The sequence below is a fragment of the Desulfofundulus sp. TPOSR genome, from assembly GCF_011393055.1.
Taxonomy (GTDB): domain Bacteria; phylum Bacillota; class Desulfotomaculia; order Desulfotomaculales; family Desulfovirgulaceae; genus Desulfofundulus; species Desulfofundulus kuznetsovii.
The window spans coordinates 178,064-195,307 of record NZ_JAAOEF010000003.1; the positions used below are offsets into that span (position 1 = coordinate 178,064).

At 53.6% G+C, this 17,244-nt stretch carries 19 protein-coding genes; 14 read left to right on the forward strand and 5 right to left on the reverse strand.

What is annotated here, in order from left to right:
• Positions 1-14 precede the first annotated feature (14 nt).
• Positions 15-431, forward strand: coding sequence for a YidH family protein (locus tag G7K71_RS11665; RefSeq protein ID WP_166346636.1), 417 nt, complete (start codon positions 15-17; stop codon positions 429-431).
• 335 nt (positions 432-766) lie between these two features.
• Here G7K71_RS11665 and G7K71_RS11670 read toward each other — a convergent pair whose 3' ends face one another.
• Positions 767-1,999, reverse strand: coding sequence for an IS110 family transposase (locus G7K71_RS11670; protein WP_166346639.1), 1,233 nt, complete (start codon positions 1,997-1,999; stop codon positions 767-769).
• A gap of 1,078 nt (positions 2,000-3,077) precedes the next feature.
• Between G7K71_RS11670 and G7K71_RS19465 the strand changes: the two genes are divergently transcribed.
• The 5 genes from G7K71_RS19465 (at position 3,078) to G7K71_RS11695 (ending at position 7,859) form a co-directional block, all read left to right on the forward strand.
• Positions 3,078-3,323 (forward strand): hypothetical protein, encoded by a 246-nt coding sequence (locus G7K71_RS19465; protein WP_243174881.1) that lies wholly within the window; start codon positions 3,078-3,080, stop codon positions 3,321-3,323.
• A 128-nt stretch (positions 3,324-3,451) separates the two neighbouring features.
• Positions 3,452-4,780: an IS200/IS605 family accessory protein TnpB-related protein gene (locus tag G7K71_RS20060; protein WP_313884973.1), complete on the forward strand. Its 1,329-nt coding sequence runs from the start codon at positions 3,452-3,454 to the stop codon at positions 4,778-4,780.
• Positions 4,781-5,160: 380 nt separating this feature from the next.
• A complete protein-coding gene (locus G7K71_RS11685) occupies positions 5,161-6,153 on the forward strand; it encodes an ABC transporter substrate-binding protein (protein ID WP_166346642.1) in 993 nt (330 codons plus the stop codon).
• Positions 6,154-6,163: 10 nt separating this feature from the next.
• Positions 6,164-7,108 (forward strand): ABC transporter permease, encoded by a 945-nt coding sequence (locus tag G7K71_RS11690; RefSeq protein WP_166346645.1) that lies wholly within the window; start codon positions 6,164-6,166, stop codon positions 7,106-7,108.
• Positions 7,059-7,859: an ABC transporter ATP-binding protein gene (locus G7K71_RS11695; RefSeq protein WP_166346648.1), complete on the forward strand. Its 801-nt coding sequence runs from the start codon at positions 7,059-7,061 to the stop codon at positions 7,857-7,859. The genes G7K71_RS11690 and G7K71_RS11695 overlap by 50 nt, the downstream gene beginning before the upstream one ends.
• A gap of 90 nt (positions 7,860-7,949) precedes the next feature.
• On the opposite strand, the gene G7K71_RS11700 is transcribed toward G7K71_RS11695, so the two are convergent.
• Positions 7,950-8,855 carry a heme o synthase gene (locus G7K71_RS11700; RefSeq protein ID WP_013823218.1) on the reverse strand — a complete coding sequence of 302 codons (906 nt, stop codon included), beginning with the start codon at positions 8,853-8,855 and terminating at the stop codon, positions 7,950-7,952.
• Between the two features lie 128 nt (positions 8,856-8,983).
• Between G7K71_RS11700 and G7K71_RS11705 the strand changes: the two genes are divergently transcribed.
• Together G7K71_RS11705 and G7K71_RS11710 are read left to right on the forward strand one after the other, a co-directional pair.
• Entirely contained in the window at positions 8,984-9,775 is a 792-nt protein-coding gene (locus tag G7K71_RS11705) for a DUF1848 family protein (protein WP_166346651.1), read from the forward strand.
• Positions 9,776-9,834: 59 nt separating this feature from the next.
• On the forward strand, positions 9,835-10,581 hold the full coding sequence (locus tag G7K71_RS11710) for a histone deacetylase family protein (RefSeq protein ID WP_313885008.1): 747 nt from the start codon (positions 9,835-9,837) through the stop codon (positions 10,579-10,581).
• 91 nt (positions 10,582-10,672) lie between these two features.
• Here G7K71_RS11710 and G7K71_RS11715 read toward each other — a convergent pair whose 3' ends face one another.
• The 3 genes from G7K71_RS11715 to G7K71_RS11725 are packed head-to-tail and all read right to left on the reverse strand — an operon-like array spanning position 10,673 to position 12,051.
• Positions 10,673-10,957: a hypothetical protein gene (locus tag G7K71_RS11715; protein WP_013823215.1), complete on the reverse strand. Its 285-nt coding sequence runs from the start codon at positions 10,955-10,957 to the stop codon at positions 10,673-10,675.
• Between the two features lie 3 nt (positions 10,958-10,960).
• Positions 10,961-11,206 carry a helix-turn-helix transcriptional regulator gene (locus tag G7K71_RS11720; RefSeq protein WP_013823214.1) on the reverse strand — a complete coding sequence of 82 codons (246 nt, stop codon included), beginning with the start codon at positions 11,204-11,206 and terminating at the stop codon, positions 10,961-10,963.
• Entirely contained in the window at positions 11,203-12,051 is an 849-nt protein-coding gene (locus G7K71_RS11725; protein WP_166348337.1) for an MBL fold metallo-hydrolase, read from the reverse strand. Before G7K71_RS11725 ends, G7K71_RS11720 begins: the two co-directional genes overlap by 4 nt.
• Before the next feature lie 331 nt (positions 12,052-12,382).
• Between G7K71_RS11725 and G7K71_RS11730 the strand changes: the two genes are divergently transcribed.
• The 6 genes from G7K71_RS11730 to G7K71_RS11755 all read left to right on the forward strand — a co-directional run bounded on the left by G7K71_RS11730 (position 12,383) and on the right by G7K71_RS11755 (position 17,182).
• A complete protein-coding gene (locus G7K71_RS11730; RefSeq protein ID WP_166346654.1) occupies positions 12,383-13,636 on the forward strand; it encodes a (Fe-S)-binding protein in 1,254 nt (417 codons plus the stop codon).
• A 350-nt stretch (positions 13,637-13,986) separates the two neighbouring features.
• The gene (locus G7K71_RS11735; RefSeq protein ID WP_166346657.1) at positions 13,987-15,345 is read left to right on the forward strand and encodes a sigma-54-dependent Fis family transcriptional regulator; all 1,359 of its coding nucleotides are present in this window, start codon (positions 13,987-13,989) and stop codon (positions 15,343-15,345) included.
• Between the two features lie 243 nt (positions 15,346-15,588).
• Complete coding sequence (locus G7K71_RS11740; RefSeq protein WP_166346660.1) at positions 15,589-15,963, forward strand: NifB/NifX family molybdenum-iron cluster-binding protein; 375 nt, start codon at positions 15,589-15,591, stop codon at positions 15,961-15,963.
• 6 nt (positions 15,964-15,969) lie between these two features.
• On the forward strand, positions 15,970-16,176 hold the full coding sequence (locus G7K71_RS20250; protein ID WP_166346663.1) for a DUF5320 domain-containing protein: 207 nt from the start codon (positions 15,970-15,972) through the stop codon (positions 16,174-16,176).
• A 14-nt stretch (positions 16,177-16,190) separates the two neighbouring features.
• The gene (locus G7K71_RS11750; RefSeq protein ID WP_166346666.1) at positions 16,191-16,538 is read left to right on the forward strand and encodes a DUF5320 domain-containing protein; all 348 of its coding nucleotides are present in this window, start codon (positions 16,191-16,193) and stop codon (positions 16,536-16,538) included.
• A 164-nt stretch (positions 16,539-16,702) separates the two neighbouring features.
• Positions 16,703-17,182: a Fur family transcriptional regulator gene (locus tag G7K71_RS11755; protein WP_166346669.1), complete on the forward strand. Its 480-nt coding sequence runs from the start codon at positions 16,703-16,705 to the stop codon at positions 17,180-17,182.
• The last annotated feature ends 62 nt before the right edge of the window (positions 17,183-17,244 follow it).

Consider the following 17,244-nt stretch of genomic DNA (forward strand, 5'->3'; position numbering starts at 1 on the left):
AGGGGAAGCTGGAATTGAACGGAAAGGAAAAAGAAGAGCAAAAATGCGACCGTACCGGTGACCGGCAGCACATCCAGGAACACCTGGCCAACGAGCGCACCTTCCTGTCCTGGATCCGTACGGCCGTGGCCATTCTGGCCTTTGGTTTTGTCATTGAAAAATTTTCGTTCTATTTGCGGCTGCTGGAGTGGCAGGCGGGCATGGTTACTGCGCCGTCCAGGGGATCGGCCGCCTATCTGGGGATAGGCTCCAGTGTCATGGCTGGGCTGGTGGTCGTCCTGGCCGCCGTCCGTTACCGGCAGACCCGCTGCCAGATTAACGAGGGTACTTACCGGCACTCGCTCACCGTCGATATGTTGCTGGCCGCCATGCTGCTGCTGGTTACGGTACTGGTGATCATCTACCTCCTGCGGACACCGGTCCCTCTTTAAGCGAACTGAAAAATTATTGACAGCCGCCACCCCTTCACCATAAGATAAAGTTAACTTAAATAAGTAGCCGGTTGGCCCGCCGGAAGAGGTAACACGGCAGGATGGCAGGAGGTGGGCAATGTGCTCCCGCCGGGAGCATTTTTATTGTTGCCCGTTGTTTTTTGCTGCCTCGTCAACCGGTCAAAGAAAAGCGCAGCGGTAAAAAGTCAAGCACTTTTTGAAGGGGAATTGGAAAAAATTTTTAGGGTTAAGCCATAAAAAGGCAACAACAAACCAGGCCCAGAAACTGACAATATCTGGGCATTTCCTGCAGTGGTCACACTTAAAGGAGGCGATCAATCACCCCTTTTCCTGGGCGTATAAAGCTGGTTTGAGCGCAGCAAAGCAAAAACCAGTCGGACCAGTTTTCTGGCGGTAAGGACGAGTGCTCTTTTATGTTTATGCGTACGGGCTTCATTGTACTTGGCCTGGTAGAATTCGCGGTATTCCTGATCATGCACCCTAATCAGGTTAGCTGCCTCCACCAGGTAATAGCGCAAGTACTTGTTGCCGGAGCGAACCCGCGGGGTATCCTGGGCCTTCCACTGGCCGGATTGGTGTTCGTTCCATACCAGACCGGCGTATTTAGCCAGAGCTTTCTGGTTTTTAAACCGCCTGATGTCGCCGATCTCGGCCATTATACCTGCTGCATATACCGGGCCAATGCCCTTGATGGAAGTTAACGTTTGGGGTATAGCCTCAAGATGCTGGGCAATCAGCTTATCCAGCCTTTTCAACTCTGACTGCAGGGCCCGGATGACGCTGATACTGGCAGCCAGGCAGGCGTTAACAGGGTCAGCCAGGGACTTGCTCAGGCGATAGGAAGAGCGTGCTGCTTTCTGCAGGGCTTTAGCCACCCCTTCAGCATCCACCAGGCGGTTTTTGCTCTTCTCCTGTAGAAAAGAAACCAGTTCCTCTAAAGGCATGGCAGCAATCTCGTCCGGGGAATAGAACTCCTCTACCACTGCCATGGCCGTAGTACCGAAGGGGTCGGAAAAGATCTTCTCCTGGCGCAGGGAACTGAATTTCAGGAAAAGATTGTTCAAGAAATACGTCTTTTCCCGGGCAATCGTCTGGGCCAGGTGAAACCTGGTGCGGGTCAACCGTTGGAGGGCAAGGAAACGTTCGTCCATAAAAACCTCCTCCGGGAGGCGACCGAAGCGCAATTTATCAGCAATAACCCAGGCATCAATATCATCATTTTTCGGCAGGTCATTGTAAGATTTCTTGAAGTTATTGACCGACCTGGGATTTAAAACATGGATTTGCGGTGAAAACGGGGCCAGTTTCTCCGAGTTTTGGCAAAAAGCGGTCAGGTGGTAACCGTGATTAGAAGTAGCCTCCAGGCCCAGTACTACCTGTTGCATAGAATGCTGGGCTGCAAGCTCAACGAGGTTATCCACCAGGACACTTGCTCCGTCCACCGTATTGGGCACACTAAATTTCCGTACAGTATCGCCGTTGGCGTCCAGGCAACGAACACTGTTATCCTTAAGGCTCACGTCGATACCGACAAAAAGTTTGCTCAACGGGGTTCACCTCCCTTTTGCAGAAAAATCAAGCCGGGTACAGGACCTGGATGCCCCCGGGGAACCGCCTTACTCACCCTCGTAATCAGTACTCATCCGGCCCTGGGGGTGCATGAATGGGCGGCTGCGAATCCCATCACCAGACAGCCGGGGTACATCCAGCGGTTAGAAATGGACGGCGGACCAGGGGTAACACGCTTTACGAAATGGTAGCCTGTCGGGCTCCACTGGAGGTGGAAGAAATATCCCCATACCAGGCTTGTTAGTCCCATTGTCCCGCAAAGGAGGCATCCATGTCCAGACCCAGCTTGGTGTAAAAAGGCAACAGAAAGCCGGCCCGGCCGGGACAACTGCCTGACAGCACGTTCCGGGGCCGGCTGGAACAGGACCACAACCATCACAATCTATTACCCAGAAATATCTCAGCGGACTTTTACCTGTCCATTCGCTTGATAACGATCAGGGATTAGATTGTGTATACATTTCGAGCGTTTACAAACTGCTTGGGCATCACCACCATATTCGAGGTACTGTTGGCCAACTGCTATCAATAACCCATTCCACGATACAGTAATCGCGCGATTTACCGGTCCCGGTACTGTACCCGCTGTGGAATCAGGCATTGATTTTGTTGGCCTCGGTACCCAAAATGCGGGAACCGGTTCCCAACCATCCGGATAATCCATATTGTTCCTAAACTGGAATCTAGGGTTGTCCGGTGGTTCTAATACTATGATACGAGGAGGTTCGTAGCAGCTACTAACATGCTAACAAATGTTGACAAAATATAATAACGAATGTACTCAAGCTGGCCGGGCGGGGCGAGTATAAAAAGCCTTATCATCGAATATCCCGACCGACTGGCCCGGTTTGGATATTCGTACATCGAGCGGCACCTGAAACACTGCGGCGTGGAAATAATCGCTATCACGGAAAAAGAACCGGAAGACGCTCACACCGAGCTAGACGGGGGACTTACTGGCCATAATTACGTCCTTTTCGGCCCGGTTGTACGAGGCCAGGGGCGGCAAAAAAGTCAGACAGGGGTTTCGGGAACTGATTGCGGGAGTGGAGCCGGATGAAAAAGCCGAAAAAGAAAAAAACGGTTAACCCGGAAGACGGCATAAAATACACCGTATGCGGCGAATGGTTCCCGGAAAGTTTTCCTGCCCGGCGCAGCCTGCGTTGGGCCAGAGGGGAAGAAGATCCCCTGACCACCGAGATACGCCTTTTTTGCTCGTGCGAGCGCTGGGCCTTCAACCGGCTTCAGGAAGGTCGTTCCCGTGAAGAGCTTAAAAAGAAGGCCAGAAGATATTCGGCATAAACTCCCGTTTTTGTGACGATGCCATATTAAAGGCAAGGGCCATTATTGAATCACGGCGGGAACTGCTGGCGCTGGACATCGAAGAAACCGAAACGAAACTGGCCCGGGCCAGGAAGAAGCTTGGCCGGGTGGAAAAAGACCTGGCCGCAGCGATAAAAACTGGTAGCCCGGTAAAAATCGAGAAAGCCGAACGCACCGTACACGGCCGCAAAGCGCGGGTCAAAAAACTAAAGACGAAGCTGGATGAACTGAAAACCCATCAAAATAACGGCACCATACCCACGGTAGTTTTTGGCGGCCGTTCTTTGTGGAAGCGGGTCTGCAGGGGTAGAGCCACAAAAGAAGAATGGCGAAACGCCCGGCAGAACCGGCTGTACGCCCGGGGAGACGAAACCAAGGGCGGCAATCCGAACATTAAGATAAGCTACCGCAGCGGAGAATTTGCTTTGTCCGTGACCATCTCCCACCTATCCGAGCAGACAAGCACGGACAGCAGAGGAAGACCGGTAATGACGAGGGCTCCCCAGGTAACGGGAAAGCTCTGGCTGCCGGAAAAGCACCGGCTCAAGGTGTGGGAGTCTCTTCTTTCCGGCGCTCCCTATAACGTTGAGTTAATCGGAGGCCGGGACGGCCGGTACAGGGTGCACATTACCTTCACCATAGCAGCACCTGAACCGGTGACCAGTTCCAACCGGGGCTACCTGGGCATGGATACCAACCCGGACGGTGTAGCTTTAGCCAACGTCAATTATTTCGGCCAGCCTGAACCCTGGCCGGAGGGTTTCGAGGTACCTTACCCGAAGGCATTACACAAATTTGCCGGGGAATTCCAGGTGACAGTGCAACCGAACGGTTTCCTGTACATCAAGATACCGGAACTTGCTTACAGCCGCGGATACCGGCGCACCTACCTGATAGGCGTACTGGCTAAAGTGGTGGTGGACACAGCAGAAGCTCTGGGCAAACCCATTGCATTGGAGGACCTGGACTTCGGGAAAGACCGGCTGGACACGGACAGGAAATTCAACCGCATGGCGGCCAACTTCCCGTTTAAGAAGATAATCGAGGCCGTCATGCGGAGGGCATCCAGGGAAGGTGTGGGCGTAAAACCGGTCAGGCCGGCGCACACGTCCACCATTGGTTATTACAAATACATGGAGCGCTACGGGGTAATTATCCACCACGCCGCCGCTTTGGTTATCGCCCGGCGGGCGATAGGCTTCAGAGAGCGCATTACCAGCGAGTTGAAGCAAAAAATTCGAGTCATCAAAGAGAAGCTGAACCAGAAGGTTGATTCCTTACCTGGGGAAGGAAAAGGGATGACCCGAAAGGTGAAGCGGCTCTTCAATCGGTTGGAAGGAAAGATTCCCGTTCACAACGGGCTGACCCGTTTTAAGCAGGAATCGTTTTATTCCGTCTGGCACGAGTTGAAGCAGCTCGCTTTATCAAGTAGGTGACCCCGTTTAGCCGGTGTCGGACAAACCGGTAGGCCGTACCTAACAGGTCGCGGGAGGCGTCTGGCACTCAAGAAACTTGAGTGCTGGACCGCGAAATGGTCAACATTGATGAAGGCGCAAGCCGGAAGTGCCTGTTACGCGCAGTTCTCCCGTCCGGGTGCCCAGCACTCAACACCCATCGCAACACCCAGTTTCTAAGTATTAACTTAACCTGGGTGTTGAGTGCTGGGCGGGGCCGAGGTCTCCCTGTCGCTATAGCCTGCTCCCAGGGGTAGGCAAATCCAATCCAGAAAGGAGCGAAAGCCTGGTCATGGGGAGGCCGGGTTCACAAAAACTAACAATTGTTAGGTATTGTGAGCTTTTTTGAACCAGGCAGGAAAATGAAAAGATGGCTTTTGCCGGTGCTTGTACTGGGGTTGGCTTTTTTAATGGCAGGGTGTGGCTCAGGAGGAAGTAAGCAGGGCGTCAAAAGTGAAGCAAAAGCGGTGAAGCTCGGCATTATCCAGATCGTGGAGCACCCGGCTCTGGATGCGGCCCGGAAAGGTTTTTTGGAAACACTGGCGGCCAACGGCTACGTGGAAGGGAAGAATCTGCAGGTAGACTTCCAAAACGCCCAGGGTGATCAATCTACCCTCCAGGCCATTGCCCGCAAGTTTGTCCAGGATAAGAAAGACCTCATTCTGGCCATCGCCACTCCTTCCGCCATGGCCATGGCCAATGAAACCAAGGATATTCCGATTTTAATCACCGCCGTGACAGATCCCGTGGAAGCAAAACTGGTTAAGAGCATGGAAAAACCGGGCACCAATGTTACCGGTACCACTGATATGAACCCGATTAAGGAGCAGTTGCAGTTGCTCAAGGAGCTGGTACCAGACGCCCAAAAGGTGGGGGTCATCTATAACTCCAGCGAGGTAAATTCCCAGGTTCAGGTGAAAATCGTGAAGCAGGAGGCACCGGCGCTGGGCCTGACCGTGGTAGAAGCCCCGGTTACCGCCAGCAGCGAGGTGGTCCAGGCCGCCCAGTCCCTGGTGGGGCGGGTGGATGCCATTTACGTACCCACGGATAATACGGTAGTCTCGTCCGTGGCGGGGGTAATCCAGGTGGCCGAGAAGCATAAACTTCCGGTAATTGCCGGGGAGAGCAATACGGTGGAGGCCGGTGCCCTGGGTACTATCGGTATTGATTATTACAAGCTGGGCCAGCAGACCGGTGAGATGGCCTTGAGGGTTCTAAAGGGAGAAAAACCCCAGGATATGCCTGTTGAGAAACAAAAGGACTTGAGCATCGTTTTAAATGCCAAAGCGGCGGCGGCCTTTGGCGTGACCATTCCGGAAGAATTGAAAAAGAAAGCCAGCAAAATTATTGAGTAGGTGAAGCATCATGTCGTTGAGCATCTGGTTGGGATCCCTGGAGCAGGGCTTGTTGTGGGGAGCCATGGTCCTGGGGGTGTATATGACCTTCAGGGTGCTTGATTACCCCGATTTGACGGTTGACGGCGCATTTACCCTGGGGGCGGCTGTAACGGCGCAGTATATCTTGCTCGGCCATAGCCCCTGGCAGGCCGTCCTGGGGGCCATAATCTGCGGCGCGCTGGCCGGTCTGGTTACTGGTCTATTGCACACCGGCTTAAGGGTGGCTCCTTTGCTTTCGGGTATTCTAACCATGATTGCCCTTTATTCCATCAATTTGCGAATTATGGGACAGGCTAACCTGTCCCTTCTTCGTGAACAGACAATTTTTACCCAGGTCAGGGACATGACCTTGCTGGGGCCGTGGGGACCGGTTCTGCTGGGCTTGATGGTAGTGATTGTGGTTGTTGGCCTTCTCTACCTTTTTTTGCAAACAGAGTTGGGCATGTCTGTAAGGGCCACTGGAGATAACGAGCAAATGATCCGCAGCCTGGGGGTAAATACAAGTACCATGAAACTGGTGGGGTTGGCCATCGGGAATGCCCTGGTGGCGCTTTCGGGTAGCCTGGTGGCTCAGTACCAGGGTTTTGCCGATATCGGTATGGGCATCGGGATGATTATTGCCGGCCTGGCCTCGGTCATTATTGGTGAAGCACTGGTTGGCAACCATACCCTTTTCCGGGCTTTACTGGCGGTTATCGTCGGTTCCATTGTCTACCGGACCGTGATTAGCCTGGTTTTGCAACTGGGCATGCCGGCGACGGATCTGAAATTACTCACTTCGTTAATTGTGGTGGCTGCCCTGGCCTTCCCCCTGGTGAGGCAGCGTTTGGGATTTCGGTCATTACGTTTGAGGGGTGAGCAGGTTGCTGAAACTGGACAATGTGCACAAGATCTTTCATCCCGGCGGGGTTAATGAAAAGGTGGCCTTAAGGGGTGTTACCCTGCATGTCCGGCCGGGAGACGTGGTAACCATCATCGGCAGCAACGGTGCCGGCAAATCCACTCTCTTAAACGTTGTGGCCGGGGTATACGAGGTTGATGCGGGGAAGGTGATCCTGGACAACCAGGATATTACGCGCTGGCCCGAACATATCCGGGCGGCCCATATCGGCCGCGTTTTCCAGGATCCCCTGCGGGGTACGGCTGCTTCCATGACCATTGAAGAAAATCTGGCCCTGGCCCTGCGCCGGGGCCGTCCCCGCCGTTTACGCCGGGGGATTACCCAGGCGGAGCGGCAGCTCTTCAAGGAACGCCTGGCCCTTTTGGGGTTGGGCCTGGAGAACCGCCTGACTACCAGGGTGGGTCTATTATCCGGCGGCCAGCGCCAGGCCCTGACCGTGCTGATGGCTACCATTGCCACCCCCAAAATACTTTTGCTGGACGAGCACACCGCTGCCCTGGACCCGCGCACTGCCGCCACGGTCCTGGAGTTAACGGAAAGAATTATCGTCCGGCACCGGCTTACTACCCTCATGGTTACCCACAATCTGGCGCAGGCACTGCACACCGGCAACCGCACGGTGATGATGCACGAGGGGAGGATCGTTCTGGATCTGTATGGACCGGAAAGGGAAAAGACTACTGTGGCGGATCTCCTGAAGATGTTTGAACAGGCCAGCGGTAATGCCTTTACTTACGACCGGGTGCTTTTAAGCGGGAGTTGAAAACGAAACCAGCCCTGCCGTCTCAGGGCTGGTTGCAGTTATGCGCCGTTGTTGGATTGCCGGGTGCTTGCCTTCCTGTTCCAAGCCAGGTTACAGCCAGGCGTCGGCCATCATACCCAAAAAGAGAAGGAACAAGTAGGGACTGGAAAACTTGAAGAGGAGCCAGGCGTTTTTGGGTGTGGGGTGAAAATATACGTAAGTGCTTAACCCGATGGCGGCCAGGCCTGTGAGAATTGCCGTCATGATGTAAATTGTTCCCCAGGACCCGGCAAAATAGATCAGTATGGAGAATAAAACCATCAAAATGACCGTGCTTAAAAGACAGTGCAGGGCCTTTTTTATTTCACAGACCACGGGGAGCATGGGAACTTTTACTTTAGCGTAGTCCTCCTTGTAAAAGATGGCCAGGCTCCAAATATGGTTGGGAATCCACAATACGACCAGGGCGGCTATGAGAAGAGGCAGCAAATCAACCTTGCCCGTTACGGCAGTCCAGCCGAAGAGTGCGGGCAGGCCGCCGGAAAATCCGCCCAGGATGATATTCCAGGAACTCCTGCGCTTCAGCCAGAGGCTGTAGATGCCGACGTATCCGATCATGCCTCCCCAGAGGCAGGCGAAAGCAACGGGGTTTACCCTCCAGCCGAGGAAGAGGGAAGAAACAAAGAGCAGCAGCCCCCAGTACAGGGCCCGCACCGGTGGATTAATTCTCCCGTCAGGAATGGGGCGTTTTTGGGTCCGGGTCATACTAGCGTCGAGATCCCGGTCGATGTAACAGCTGACGGCATTGGCGCCGGCGCAGGCCAGAGTTACAGCCGCTATGGCAGCCACAAACTGAAAAGTCGGTACAGGCCCGTTTATGGCACTTGCCACCACCATGGTAGCCAGTGCCGTAAAGACCAGCAGGACTACGGAACGGGGCTTGGTTACTTCCAGGTATGCCAGTACAGTAGTCCGGAAATCCGCCCGGGTTTTGTTTATACTGGTCTCTAAATTCACTTTCTAATTGCCTCCAATCAAATTAAAAAGTTGTTGTCCAGCTTCTTTCTTAATTCGTTATCCCTGGCACAATTCCTTCTTTAAGTTTTACGTGTGCTTTACCGAAAAATCTGGGAGGAAGATTTCAAGTGTGCGGGACAACTCAAGGGTCCAGAGTAGTACTCAGCCTCTCCCGCCGGACCGAGCCTTATTTTTATGCCGAAAGGCTTGCCGCCCTTCTTCTGGCCCGTTACCCGCCTGAGCGGGTACATACCGTAGTGGTCTGGACCAAGTTTCCAGAAACGGTGCTGCTCAAATTGCGTACGGTGCTCAGTATGTACTCTCAAGTGTATGTACACCTCACGGTGACGGGACTGGGCGGCACATTGGTGGAACCCCGGGTTGCCCGCCCGGAGGCGGTGTTGGCGCAAATTCCGCCCCTCGTTGAGTTTTTGGGTGATCCCCGGCGCCTGAGGGTAAGGACCGATCCTCTGGTAATGTTGAGGCGAAATGGGAAGGTTTTTTCAAACCTGGAAACGGCGGTGCAAGTGATCCGGGCGGCCGCGGCCATGGGCGTGACCGCTTTTTCCGCTTCCTTTGTGGAGCTTTATCCCAAGGTGCAGCGGCGCCTTTTGTGCCGCGGGTGGGAGGCTGTGCCCCTTACGCCTGAAGAACGGGAGCGGGTTTGGGAAAAACTTTCTGCCGCAGCGGCGGCCACAGGGGCCGTCCTTTATGGCTGCTGCGTTCCGGGGACGCCGGTTTCCCGCTGTATTGACGGCGAACTTTTAAGCGCCCTGCACCCGGCGGGGGAAAGGTGCCGCGTAGATAAAGCTAAAGGTCAAAGGGCTTTGTGCGGTTGCACCCATTCCATAGATATCGGCTGGTACAACATGACCTGTCCCTCCGGTTGCCTTTACTGTTACGCCAACAGTGCTGTTTGACGTTGATAGAATCAGGTATAATGTTTTTAAACATTGGGGGGAGGGAAAGGACATTGAAGGTGGTCTTTCACGAACGTTATAAGGAAGTTTATGCTTCCGACCCGGCGGCGGCAGCGGGGAGATTGGACCTGATGGTGGAAGAACTGGCTGGATCGTTTCCTTTTGTTGAACCAGCGCCGGCAACAGACGATGATGTGCTGCTGGTACACACCCCGGGACACCTGGAAAGAGTCAAACAGCGGCCTCATACCTGCGAAATTGCCCTTCTGGCAGCTGGCGGAGCCATTTTAGCCTCGGAGCTGGCCATGCAGGGAGAAATGGCTTTCGGTTTGATTAGACCGCCCGGGCACCACGCCAGCCCCGGTTCCAGCTGGGGTTTTTGCTGGTTTAATAACATCGCCATAGCTGTGGAAAGGCTGAGACGCCGGGGAGAAATCAACAGGGCGTTGATCATCGACATTGACCTGCATTACGGTGATGGTACGGCCAATATTTTTGCTGGCGTACCGGAAGTGACCTACCATCACGTGGAAGGGATCAGCCGGGAAAGGTTTTTGCGCGATTTGGAGCTCACCTGCCGGGGGGAATTTGATCTGGTGGCCATATCAGCCGGCTTTGACCGGCACGAAGCGGATTGGGGCCGTTTGTTGAAAACAGAAGATTATGAAGCCGCCGGAAAAATAATCGGCACTTTTGCCCGGCAAAAATGTCGGGGAAGGGTATTTGCCGTCCTTGAAGGCGGTTACAACAGCGATGTGCTGGGAAAAAATGCAAATGCTCTGCTGAGAGGGCTGGAGCAAGAATAGGGTTGCCCCGGAAACCTCCGGGGCTTAAAAATAAATCCCTTTTACCCAACACCTTGAACCTTTGAGGGACAGTGTTCAGGCTTGAAGAAGATTACTGAGTAAAGCTGGTCTCTTTTACAAGGTTGGCCTCTTTCAAACGACGGTAAATGAACTGGCGAGCCTCATCGCTATCCGGCTCGTCCAGCGGTTTTAAGCGCATCAAATCCGGGGATAGACGGGCCAGAAAGATCCCCGGAGCGTTTTTTTCCACCACCAGGTATACATCGCGCTTGGGTTTAACCGGGACGGCATAGTCTCCTTTGATGGTGGTAAGTACCGGGATCAGGTCCCAGTTTTCCACGAAAAATTCCACTGCTTCTTCAATGGTCATGTTCACATTTTAACCCTCCTGTTGATTTTCCAGGTCGCATTGAAGCAGTTGGGCCGGGTCCGCTTTTTCATAAAAGTGGCGGGAAAATTCCTCGAAACTCAACCCCAGGGCATTGGCCCATTTCTGGGCCACGCATAAACGGGGGTATTGCTGGCCCCTTTCAATGGCCAGCAACTCCCGGACGGTAATTCCCACCCGGGTGGCCATGGCCGCCGCCGTGAGGCCCTGGGTCTTCCTTACGTCTTCCAGGCTCATTTCCCACCACCCTCTTCCAGGGGCAGGGTAAAGCTGGCGCCGGCCGGCGCAAAATGAAAGACGGAACCGAAGATAGCGGCAAGACGGGCTGCCATAGGCAGGCCGGTGCAGTGATTGGCTGCCAGGAACTTCAGGTTGAGACTCTGCAGATAGGCAATGGTGGCCTCCTGTTGCTCTTTAGTCGCCGGGCCCAGGTGGGTGCCGCCGATGATGCCGTATATGCGGTCGACGCCGGTTACCTGCCGGGCGTGTTCCACGATATTTACCACCCCCGCATGGGCGCACCCCAGGATTATCACCACTCCTTCCCCGGTGACACAGTACAGGCTCATGTCGTCCCGGAAGGGGTCTGCCACCTTGTTACCGTTTTCCAGGGAAAAGAGGCGGCTGTCTCCCTTTTCGAAAGTGGTCTTGCGCGGGACCTCACCGCTGACCCACAGGCCGGGCGCGATTTGCTGCGGTTCCTGTTCAAAGATAAAATCGGCCCCCAGGCTTTCCAGTTCCTCCCGGCAGTAGGGCACCCCGATGTATTGTTCCCGGGGCTGGGAAACGTAGTGTAAGGCAAAAAAGTCGGGATGAACGTAGACGGGCAAGCGGCCCCGCAGGCGCAAGAAATCCCGCATGCCCCCGCTGTGATCGTAATGGCCGTGGCTCATTACCAGGGCGTCTACCTCCCGCAGGTTTATCCCCAGGGCGGCGGCGTTGGCCAGGATATTTCCCCGTTCACCGGTGTCCAGAAGAATCTTTGTTCCGGCCGTTTCCACCAGCAGGGCCAACCCCCATTCTCCCGTCAAACCCTGGGGCAGGCCCACGGTATTTTCGCTTAGAACGGTTATTTTAACCATCACCCTATGCACCCCTGCAATTAGATTAACACATGACTTCTCTAGGCTAACTGTAACACTCATTGCTTCTGCAGTCAACTGTTGGGAACGGTATCGGTGACCTACCCGGGCGGGCAAAATCTCCGGAAGCTGCAAGTTGCTTTTGCACAGGGTTCACCATTTGAATCGCCCGTGTGTTCAGAAATATCCCGTTCCCTTTAAATTTGAGCATAAAATCGCAATATTGTTCGAAAAAGGAAGGTAATGGCCATAATTAACGTTTGCTCGTAAGTACAGGCCTTTGATAAAGTTATGATAATAACCATAAGATTTTGCGGGGGGAGGAAGCCGCGTGGAAGCAATAGCGGCCAGCAAGCTGGATCCAACCTTCATGAGCGAGGTTGTCTCCAAATTCAGGACGGACAAGGACCCGGCGGATTTATACAACTGCCTCACCTGCGGCATGTGCAGTGCCGGCTGCCCCTATAACGGAGTGCACGATCATGCCGACCCGCGCAAGTTTATCCGCCAGGTAGTCCTGGGGATGCGAGACGAGGTGCTTGCCTCTACTTTTATATGGGCCTGTACAATGTGCGGGCGTTGCACTTTCCATTGTCCGATGAATGTAGATATTGCCGGTCTGGTGAGAACCATCCGCAGTCCCAAAAACTTCGGCCTCAGGGCACCGGGATTTTTGCAGGACGTGGTGGATGCGCAGATCCGCACCGGCAACCAGATGGAGGTAACCACAGAGGAATATCTCGAAACCCTGGAGTGGATGGAGGAAGAGCTGCAGCAGGAAGTGGGAGACCCCAATGCCAGAATACCCGTGGACCAGGAAGGGGCGGAGTTCCTCTTCATGTGGGACCCCCGGGAAATTAAATATTATCCTCAGGATGTACAGAGTATTGCCAAAATTATGTGGGCCGCCGGGGCCAGCTGGACCGTCAGCAGCCGCTGGTGGGACGCCACCCATTACGCCCTGTTCAATGGTGACGATGAAGATTCGACCACTATGGTACGGCGTACCATGGAAGAGTTTGAACGGTTAAAAGTGAAGGAAGTTATCATTACCGAATGCGGGCATGCCTTCAGGGCGCAGCGCTGGGGCCGCATTGTGTGGCTTAATGGTGCCAACTACCCCGTCCGTAGCTTTGTGCAGCTGCAGGCCGAGTGGATCCGGGAGGGCCGCATTAAAGTTGACCGCACCAGAAACACCGAACGGGTTACCTTCCACGATCCCTGCAACCTGGTGCGCAAAGAGGGAGTTGTGGAAGAGCCCCGCTACTGCCTGCAGCAGGTGTGCATGGACTTTGTCGAAATGTGGCCCAACCGCCAGTACAACTACTGCTGCGGCGGCGGTGGCGGCCTGCTGGCCATGGGTAAGGAAATTTATCCCTACCGGATGGCCAAGGGCAAGCTGAAAGCCGAGCAAATCCAGGCCACTGGCGCTAAAATCGTAGTTACACCCTGCCATAACTGCTACGACCAGCTGACCGACATCATCAAGTATTACAAGCTGGACTGCAAGGTGAGACATATCCATCATCTGGTGAGCAATGCCCTTATTTTACCCAGCCAAGCTGAAAGGGAACAATTAAAGTAACATAACATTCCATGGTGAAAGGCGGGTGATGGCCAGTCAGGACTTTTTAATGTGGATTTCGTAAAACGGTCGGGGGAGAATTCTCCTGGTCGTTCCGGCAGGGGAGACCTGCCCTTACCCCGGCCGGAAACCTTCCTTCAAAGGGCACTTCACCATCCCACAATGATTTGGTCTGGCCCCGGCGGTGCTTTTGCCGGGCTTTTTTTTTGCACTTCTGGGCGTGATCCGGGCACCGGCAAGGGTACCGCATTGATTCAGAAAAACAACTTCTGCGGTTGAAGCTATTGCTTCTTTGCTTAAGGGATGTTAATATGGACATATGTAAAATTAAATCGAGGGCTGGAATAGGTATGAATGTCACAGCTGAGCAAAACATTATCCCGGTTATTTTAAACAGCATTAGTGATGGTGTTTTTACAGTTAATTCCGATTGGCGCATTACCTTTTTCAACCGGGCTGCGGAGGAAATTACCGGCGTACCCCGGGAAGAAGCCGTCGGGCGTTTTTGCTGGGAAGTTTTTCGGGCCAGTATTTGCGAGAGGGAATGTGCGTTGAAATACACCCTGGAAACCGGTTGCCCGGTAGTGAACAGGGCTGTTTATATTGTCAATGCTTACGGTAAAAAGGTTCCCATCAGTATAAGCACCGGTATACTGAGGGATGAATGCCAGCAGGTGATTGGTGGTGTGGAAACCTTCCGGGATCTCTCCCTGGTGGAGGAATTACGCAGAGAATTGCGGGGGCGGTATACTTTTGCCGATATCATTAGCAAAAACCACCGGATGCAGCAAATTTTCTCCCTTCTTCCGGACATAGCGGAAAGTGATAGCACGGTGTTAATTGAAGGGCCGACCGGTTCGGGGAAGGAACTTTTGGCACGAGCCATACACAATTTAAGCCCGCGCAGGGACAAACCCCTGGTGGCCGTAAATTGCGCCGCCCTTCCTGACACCTTGCTGGAATCGGAGCTTTTCGGTTATGAGGCAGGGGCCTTTACTGATGCCAGAAGGAGTAAGCCCGGTCGTTTTGCCCGTGCCCAGGGGGGTACCCTTTTTCTTGATGAAATTGGTGATATTTCTCCGGCTCTGCAGGTTAAACTCCTGCGGGTTTTACAGGAAAAAGAGTTTGAGCCCCTGGGTGCCGTGCGCCCGGTGAAGGCCGATGTGCGGATACTGGCGGCTACCAATAAAGATTTGGCCGGGCTGGTGGAAAAGGGGTTGTTTCGTCAGGATTTGTACTACCGGATCAATGTAATTAAAATTACGTTACCCCCCTTATCCGAACGTAAGGAAGATATTCCCTTGCTCGTAGAGCATTTTATCGACAGGTTAAACATTCTGCGGGGTAAAGCCGTTGACGGGATTTCTGAAGAAGCCCTGGCCCTGTTATGGCAGCACGACTTTCCAGGAAATATCAGGGAACTGGAAAACATCATCGAACATGCCTTTATCCTGTGCAAAGGCGGGCTCATTAAGCCGGAGCACCTGCCCGCTTATCTGCATGCTGCTGGTGACCGCTCCTGTTCCGGGAAAGGCAAAACCCTGGCCGAAATGGAAGCCCGGATGATTTATGAGGCGCTTGTTCGGAACCGGGGCAAACGCAGCCTGGCGGCCAGGGAACTGGGTATCGACAAGACTACCCTGTGGCGGAAAATTAAACGATACGGCATAAAAATTCCAAATAGTGACTTTTTAAACAAAGTAAAATAACGTTGCATTTTGCAGCAGTTCGGTGGTTAGCCCGGGTGCATTTTGCACCCTTTTTTGGTTTTGCCCCAATATTATCACCCGGAAGGAACGTTCGGCGAAAGCCAGGGGCAGCTATTTTATCCCGGTTTTTTAGAGGCAGGTTGTTTTGTTGGCATAAGTTTTGCAATCAAAAAGTTATGCAGCCAGGCGGCAAAGGGTAAACAGTTTTAAAACAGGCTTTAATCTAACGGGGTGTAAGGTTTAATGAGAGTTGCTCTCGCCAGGTGGGGCAATCGCATATCTCCCCTCTTCGATGTGGCTCAAGAAGCGCTGGTGGTGGAAATAAGCCGGGGACGGCTCATTTCTCGAAGGCAAGTAAAGCTGGATGATTTGGGCTGGCCTTCCCGGGTTGAGCAACTGGTTCATCTTGGCGTAAGAGTGCTTATTTGCGGCGGCATAAGCAACTTTCTTTATCATCAGGTAGTCGCCCGGGGAATCCAGGTAATTCCCTGGGTGACGGGTGATGTGGAAGAGGTTTTACAGGCCTATCTTCAAGGCCAGTTAAACCAGGAAAGATTTGCCATGCCCGGTTGCCGCAGGTGGCGGCATCGCCACCGCGGGGGGCGGTGGGGGAGGTGAAAACAGATGCCCGGGTTTGATGGAAGTGGCCCCCGGGGAGCCGGTCCCATGACCGGTCGGGGTCAGGGCTATTGCATCGTTCCCATAACGGGAGGCTTGTCTCAGATTCCTGCCCTAAGGCCGTCTAAAGCTAAAGGTGGCAGGGGTAGGAGGAAATTTCTCTTTGGACTCTGCACTTACGGGAGAAAAAACAAAAACAGGTTTATGGGTTAGGAGGTTGATGTGAAATGCCACGTGGAGACAGAACGGGTCCCTGGGGTATGGGTCCGATGACCGGCAGGGGGATGGGTTATTGTGCCGGATACAACCTGCCCGGCTTTGCCAGCGCGCCCGGGTGGTGGTGCCGTCCCCGCCGGGGTGCCGGTTGGGGTGCGGGGCGTCGTGGTCGTTTCTGGTGGGGTGGTCTTCCCCCGGCCATTGGTGCGCCATATGTGCCCTATTTCCCGGCTCCTCCTGAAAATGAGGCCGGTGTGTTAAAAGCACAGATCTCCCATCTCGAAAATATCCTCCAGGGTTTTAAGCAGCGCCTGGAGCAAATTCAAGAGAGGAGCAAAGGACAAACGGAACAGGAATAATCAAGCAAAGCCGGTAGTGTTAAAGCTGCCGGCATATTTTTACCGGACTAACTACAGGCATTTTATGTCAATCTGTTATTGACAATAGTTCATATATCCCTTTAAAATAACATATGACCAAAAGCTGCGGGGAGCTGTTTTTTAAAAGAAAAGAGGTGAGTTCCTTGGAGAAAGGAACGGCCGCAAGAATCGAACGTTTGAAAAAGAATGGAATACGATTAACTGTTCAGCGGGAAGTGATTTTAAACGCTTTACTGGCCAAGAGCAGTGAGCATCCCAGTGCGGAAGATTTATACGAGGAAGCCAGGCAAAAATGCCCCGGTATCGGGCGGGCTACCGTTTACCGTACGTTAAGGCTTTTCCACCGGTTGGGTTTGGTACGTCGCCTGCAGCTTATGGACGGTTCCTTCCGTTACGAAATAAACGATGATCCCCATGCCCATTTCATTTGCCTGGGCTGTGGCCGGGTTTTTGAACTGGAAGCCTCACCGGTGGTGGAACTATCTCCTTCCCAAAGACGGGATTTTCAAATTATCGGTGCCTCCTTAAAGCTCTTTGGTTTTTGTCCGCAATGCTGCGCGCAGGAGCAAAAAGTACCGTCCTTTGATCCCCCCGGGGCACAGGTAGTGGCGGAACAGGGATGAACAAGGGAATATCTGGTTGTTAGCGGCCCTCCGCAATTCAGTTCCCTATGGACAGGCAGCAG

Excerpts from the sequence above, each read along its gene's own strand:
- G7K71_RS19465 (WP_243174881.1), top strand. The coding sequence starts at position 3,078 with ATGAAAAAGCCGAAAAAGAAAAAAACGGTTAACCCGGAAGACGGCATA.
- G7K71_RS11685 (WP_166346642.1), top strand. The coding sequence starts at position 5,161 with ATGAAAAGATGGCTTTTGCCGGTGCTTGTACTGGGGTTGGCTTTTTTA.
- G7K71_RS11690 (WP_166346645.1), top strand. The coding sequence starts at position 6,164 with ATGTCGTTGAGCATCTGGTTGGGATCCCTGGAGCAGGGCTTGTTGTGG.
- G7K71_RS11720 (WP_013823214.1), bottom strand. The coding sequence starts at position 11,206 with ATGAGCCTGGAAGACGTAAGGAAGACCCAGGGCCTCACGGCGGCGGCC.
- G7K71_RS11725 (WP_166348337.1), bottom strand. The coding sequence starts at position 12,051 with ATGGTTAAAATAACCGTTCTAAGCGAAAATACCGTGGGCCTGCCCCAG.
- G7K71_RS11735 (WP_166346657.1), top strand. The coding sequence starts at position 13,987 with ATGAATGTCACAGCTGAGCAAAACATTATCCCGGTTATTTTAAACAGC.
- G7K71_RS11740 (WP_166346660.1), top strand. The coding sequence starts at position 15,589 with ATGAGAGTTGCTCTCGCCAGGTGGGGCAATCGCATATCTCCCCTCTTC.
- G7K71_RS20250 (WP_166346663.1), top strand. The coding sequence starts at position 15,970 with ATGCCCGGGTTTGATGGAAGTGGCCCCCGGGGAGCCGGTCCCATGACC.
- G7K71_RS11750 (WP_166346666.1), top strand. The coding sequence starts at position 16,191 with ATGCCACGTGGAGACAGAACGGGTCCCTGGGGTATGGGTCCGATGACC.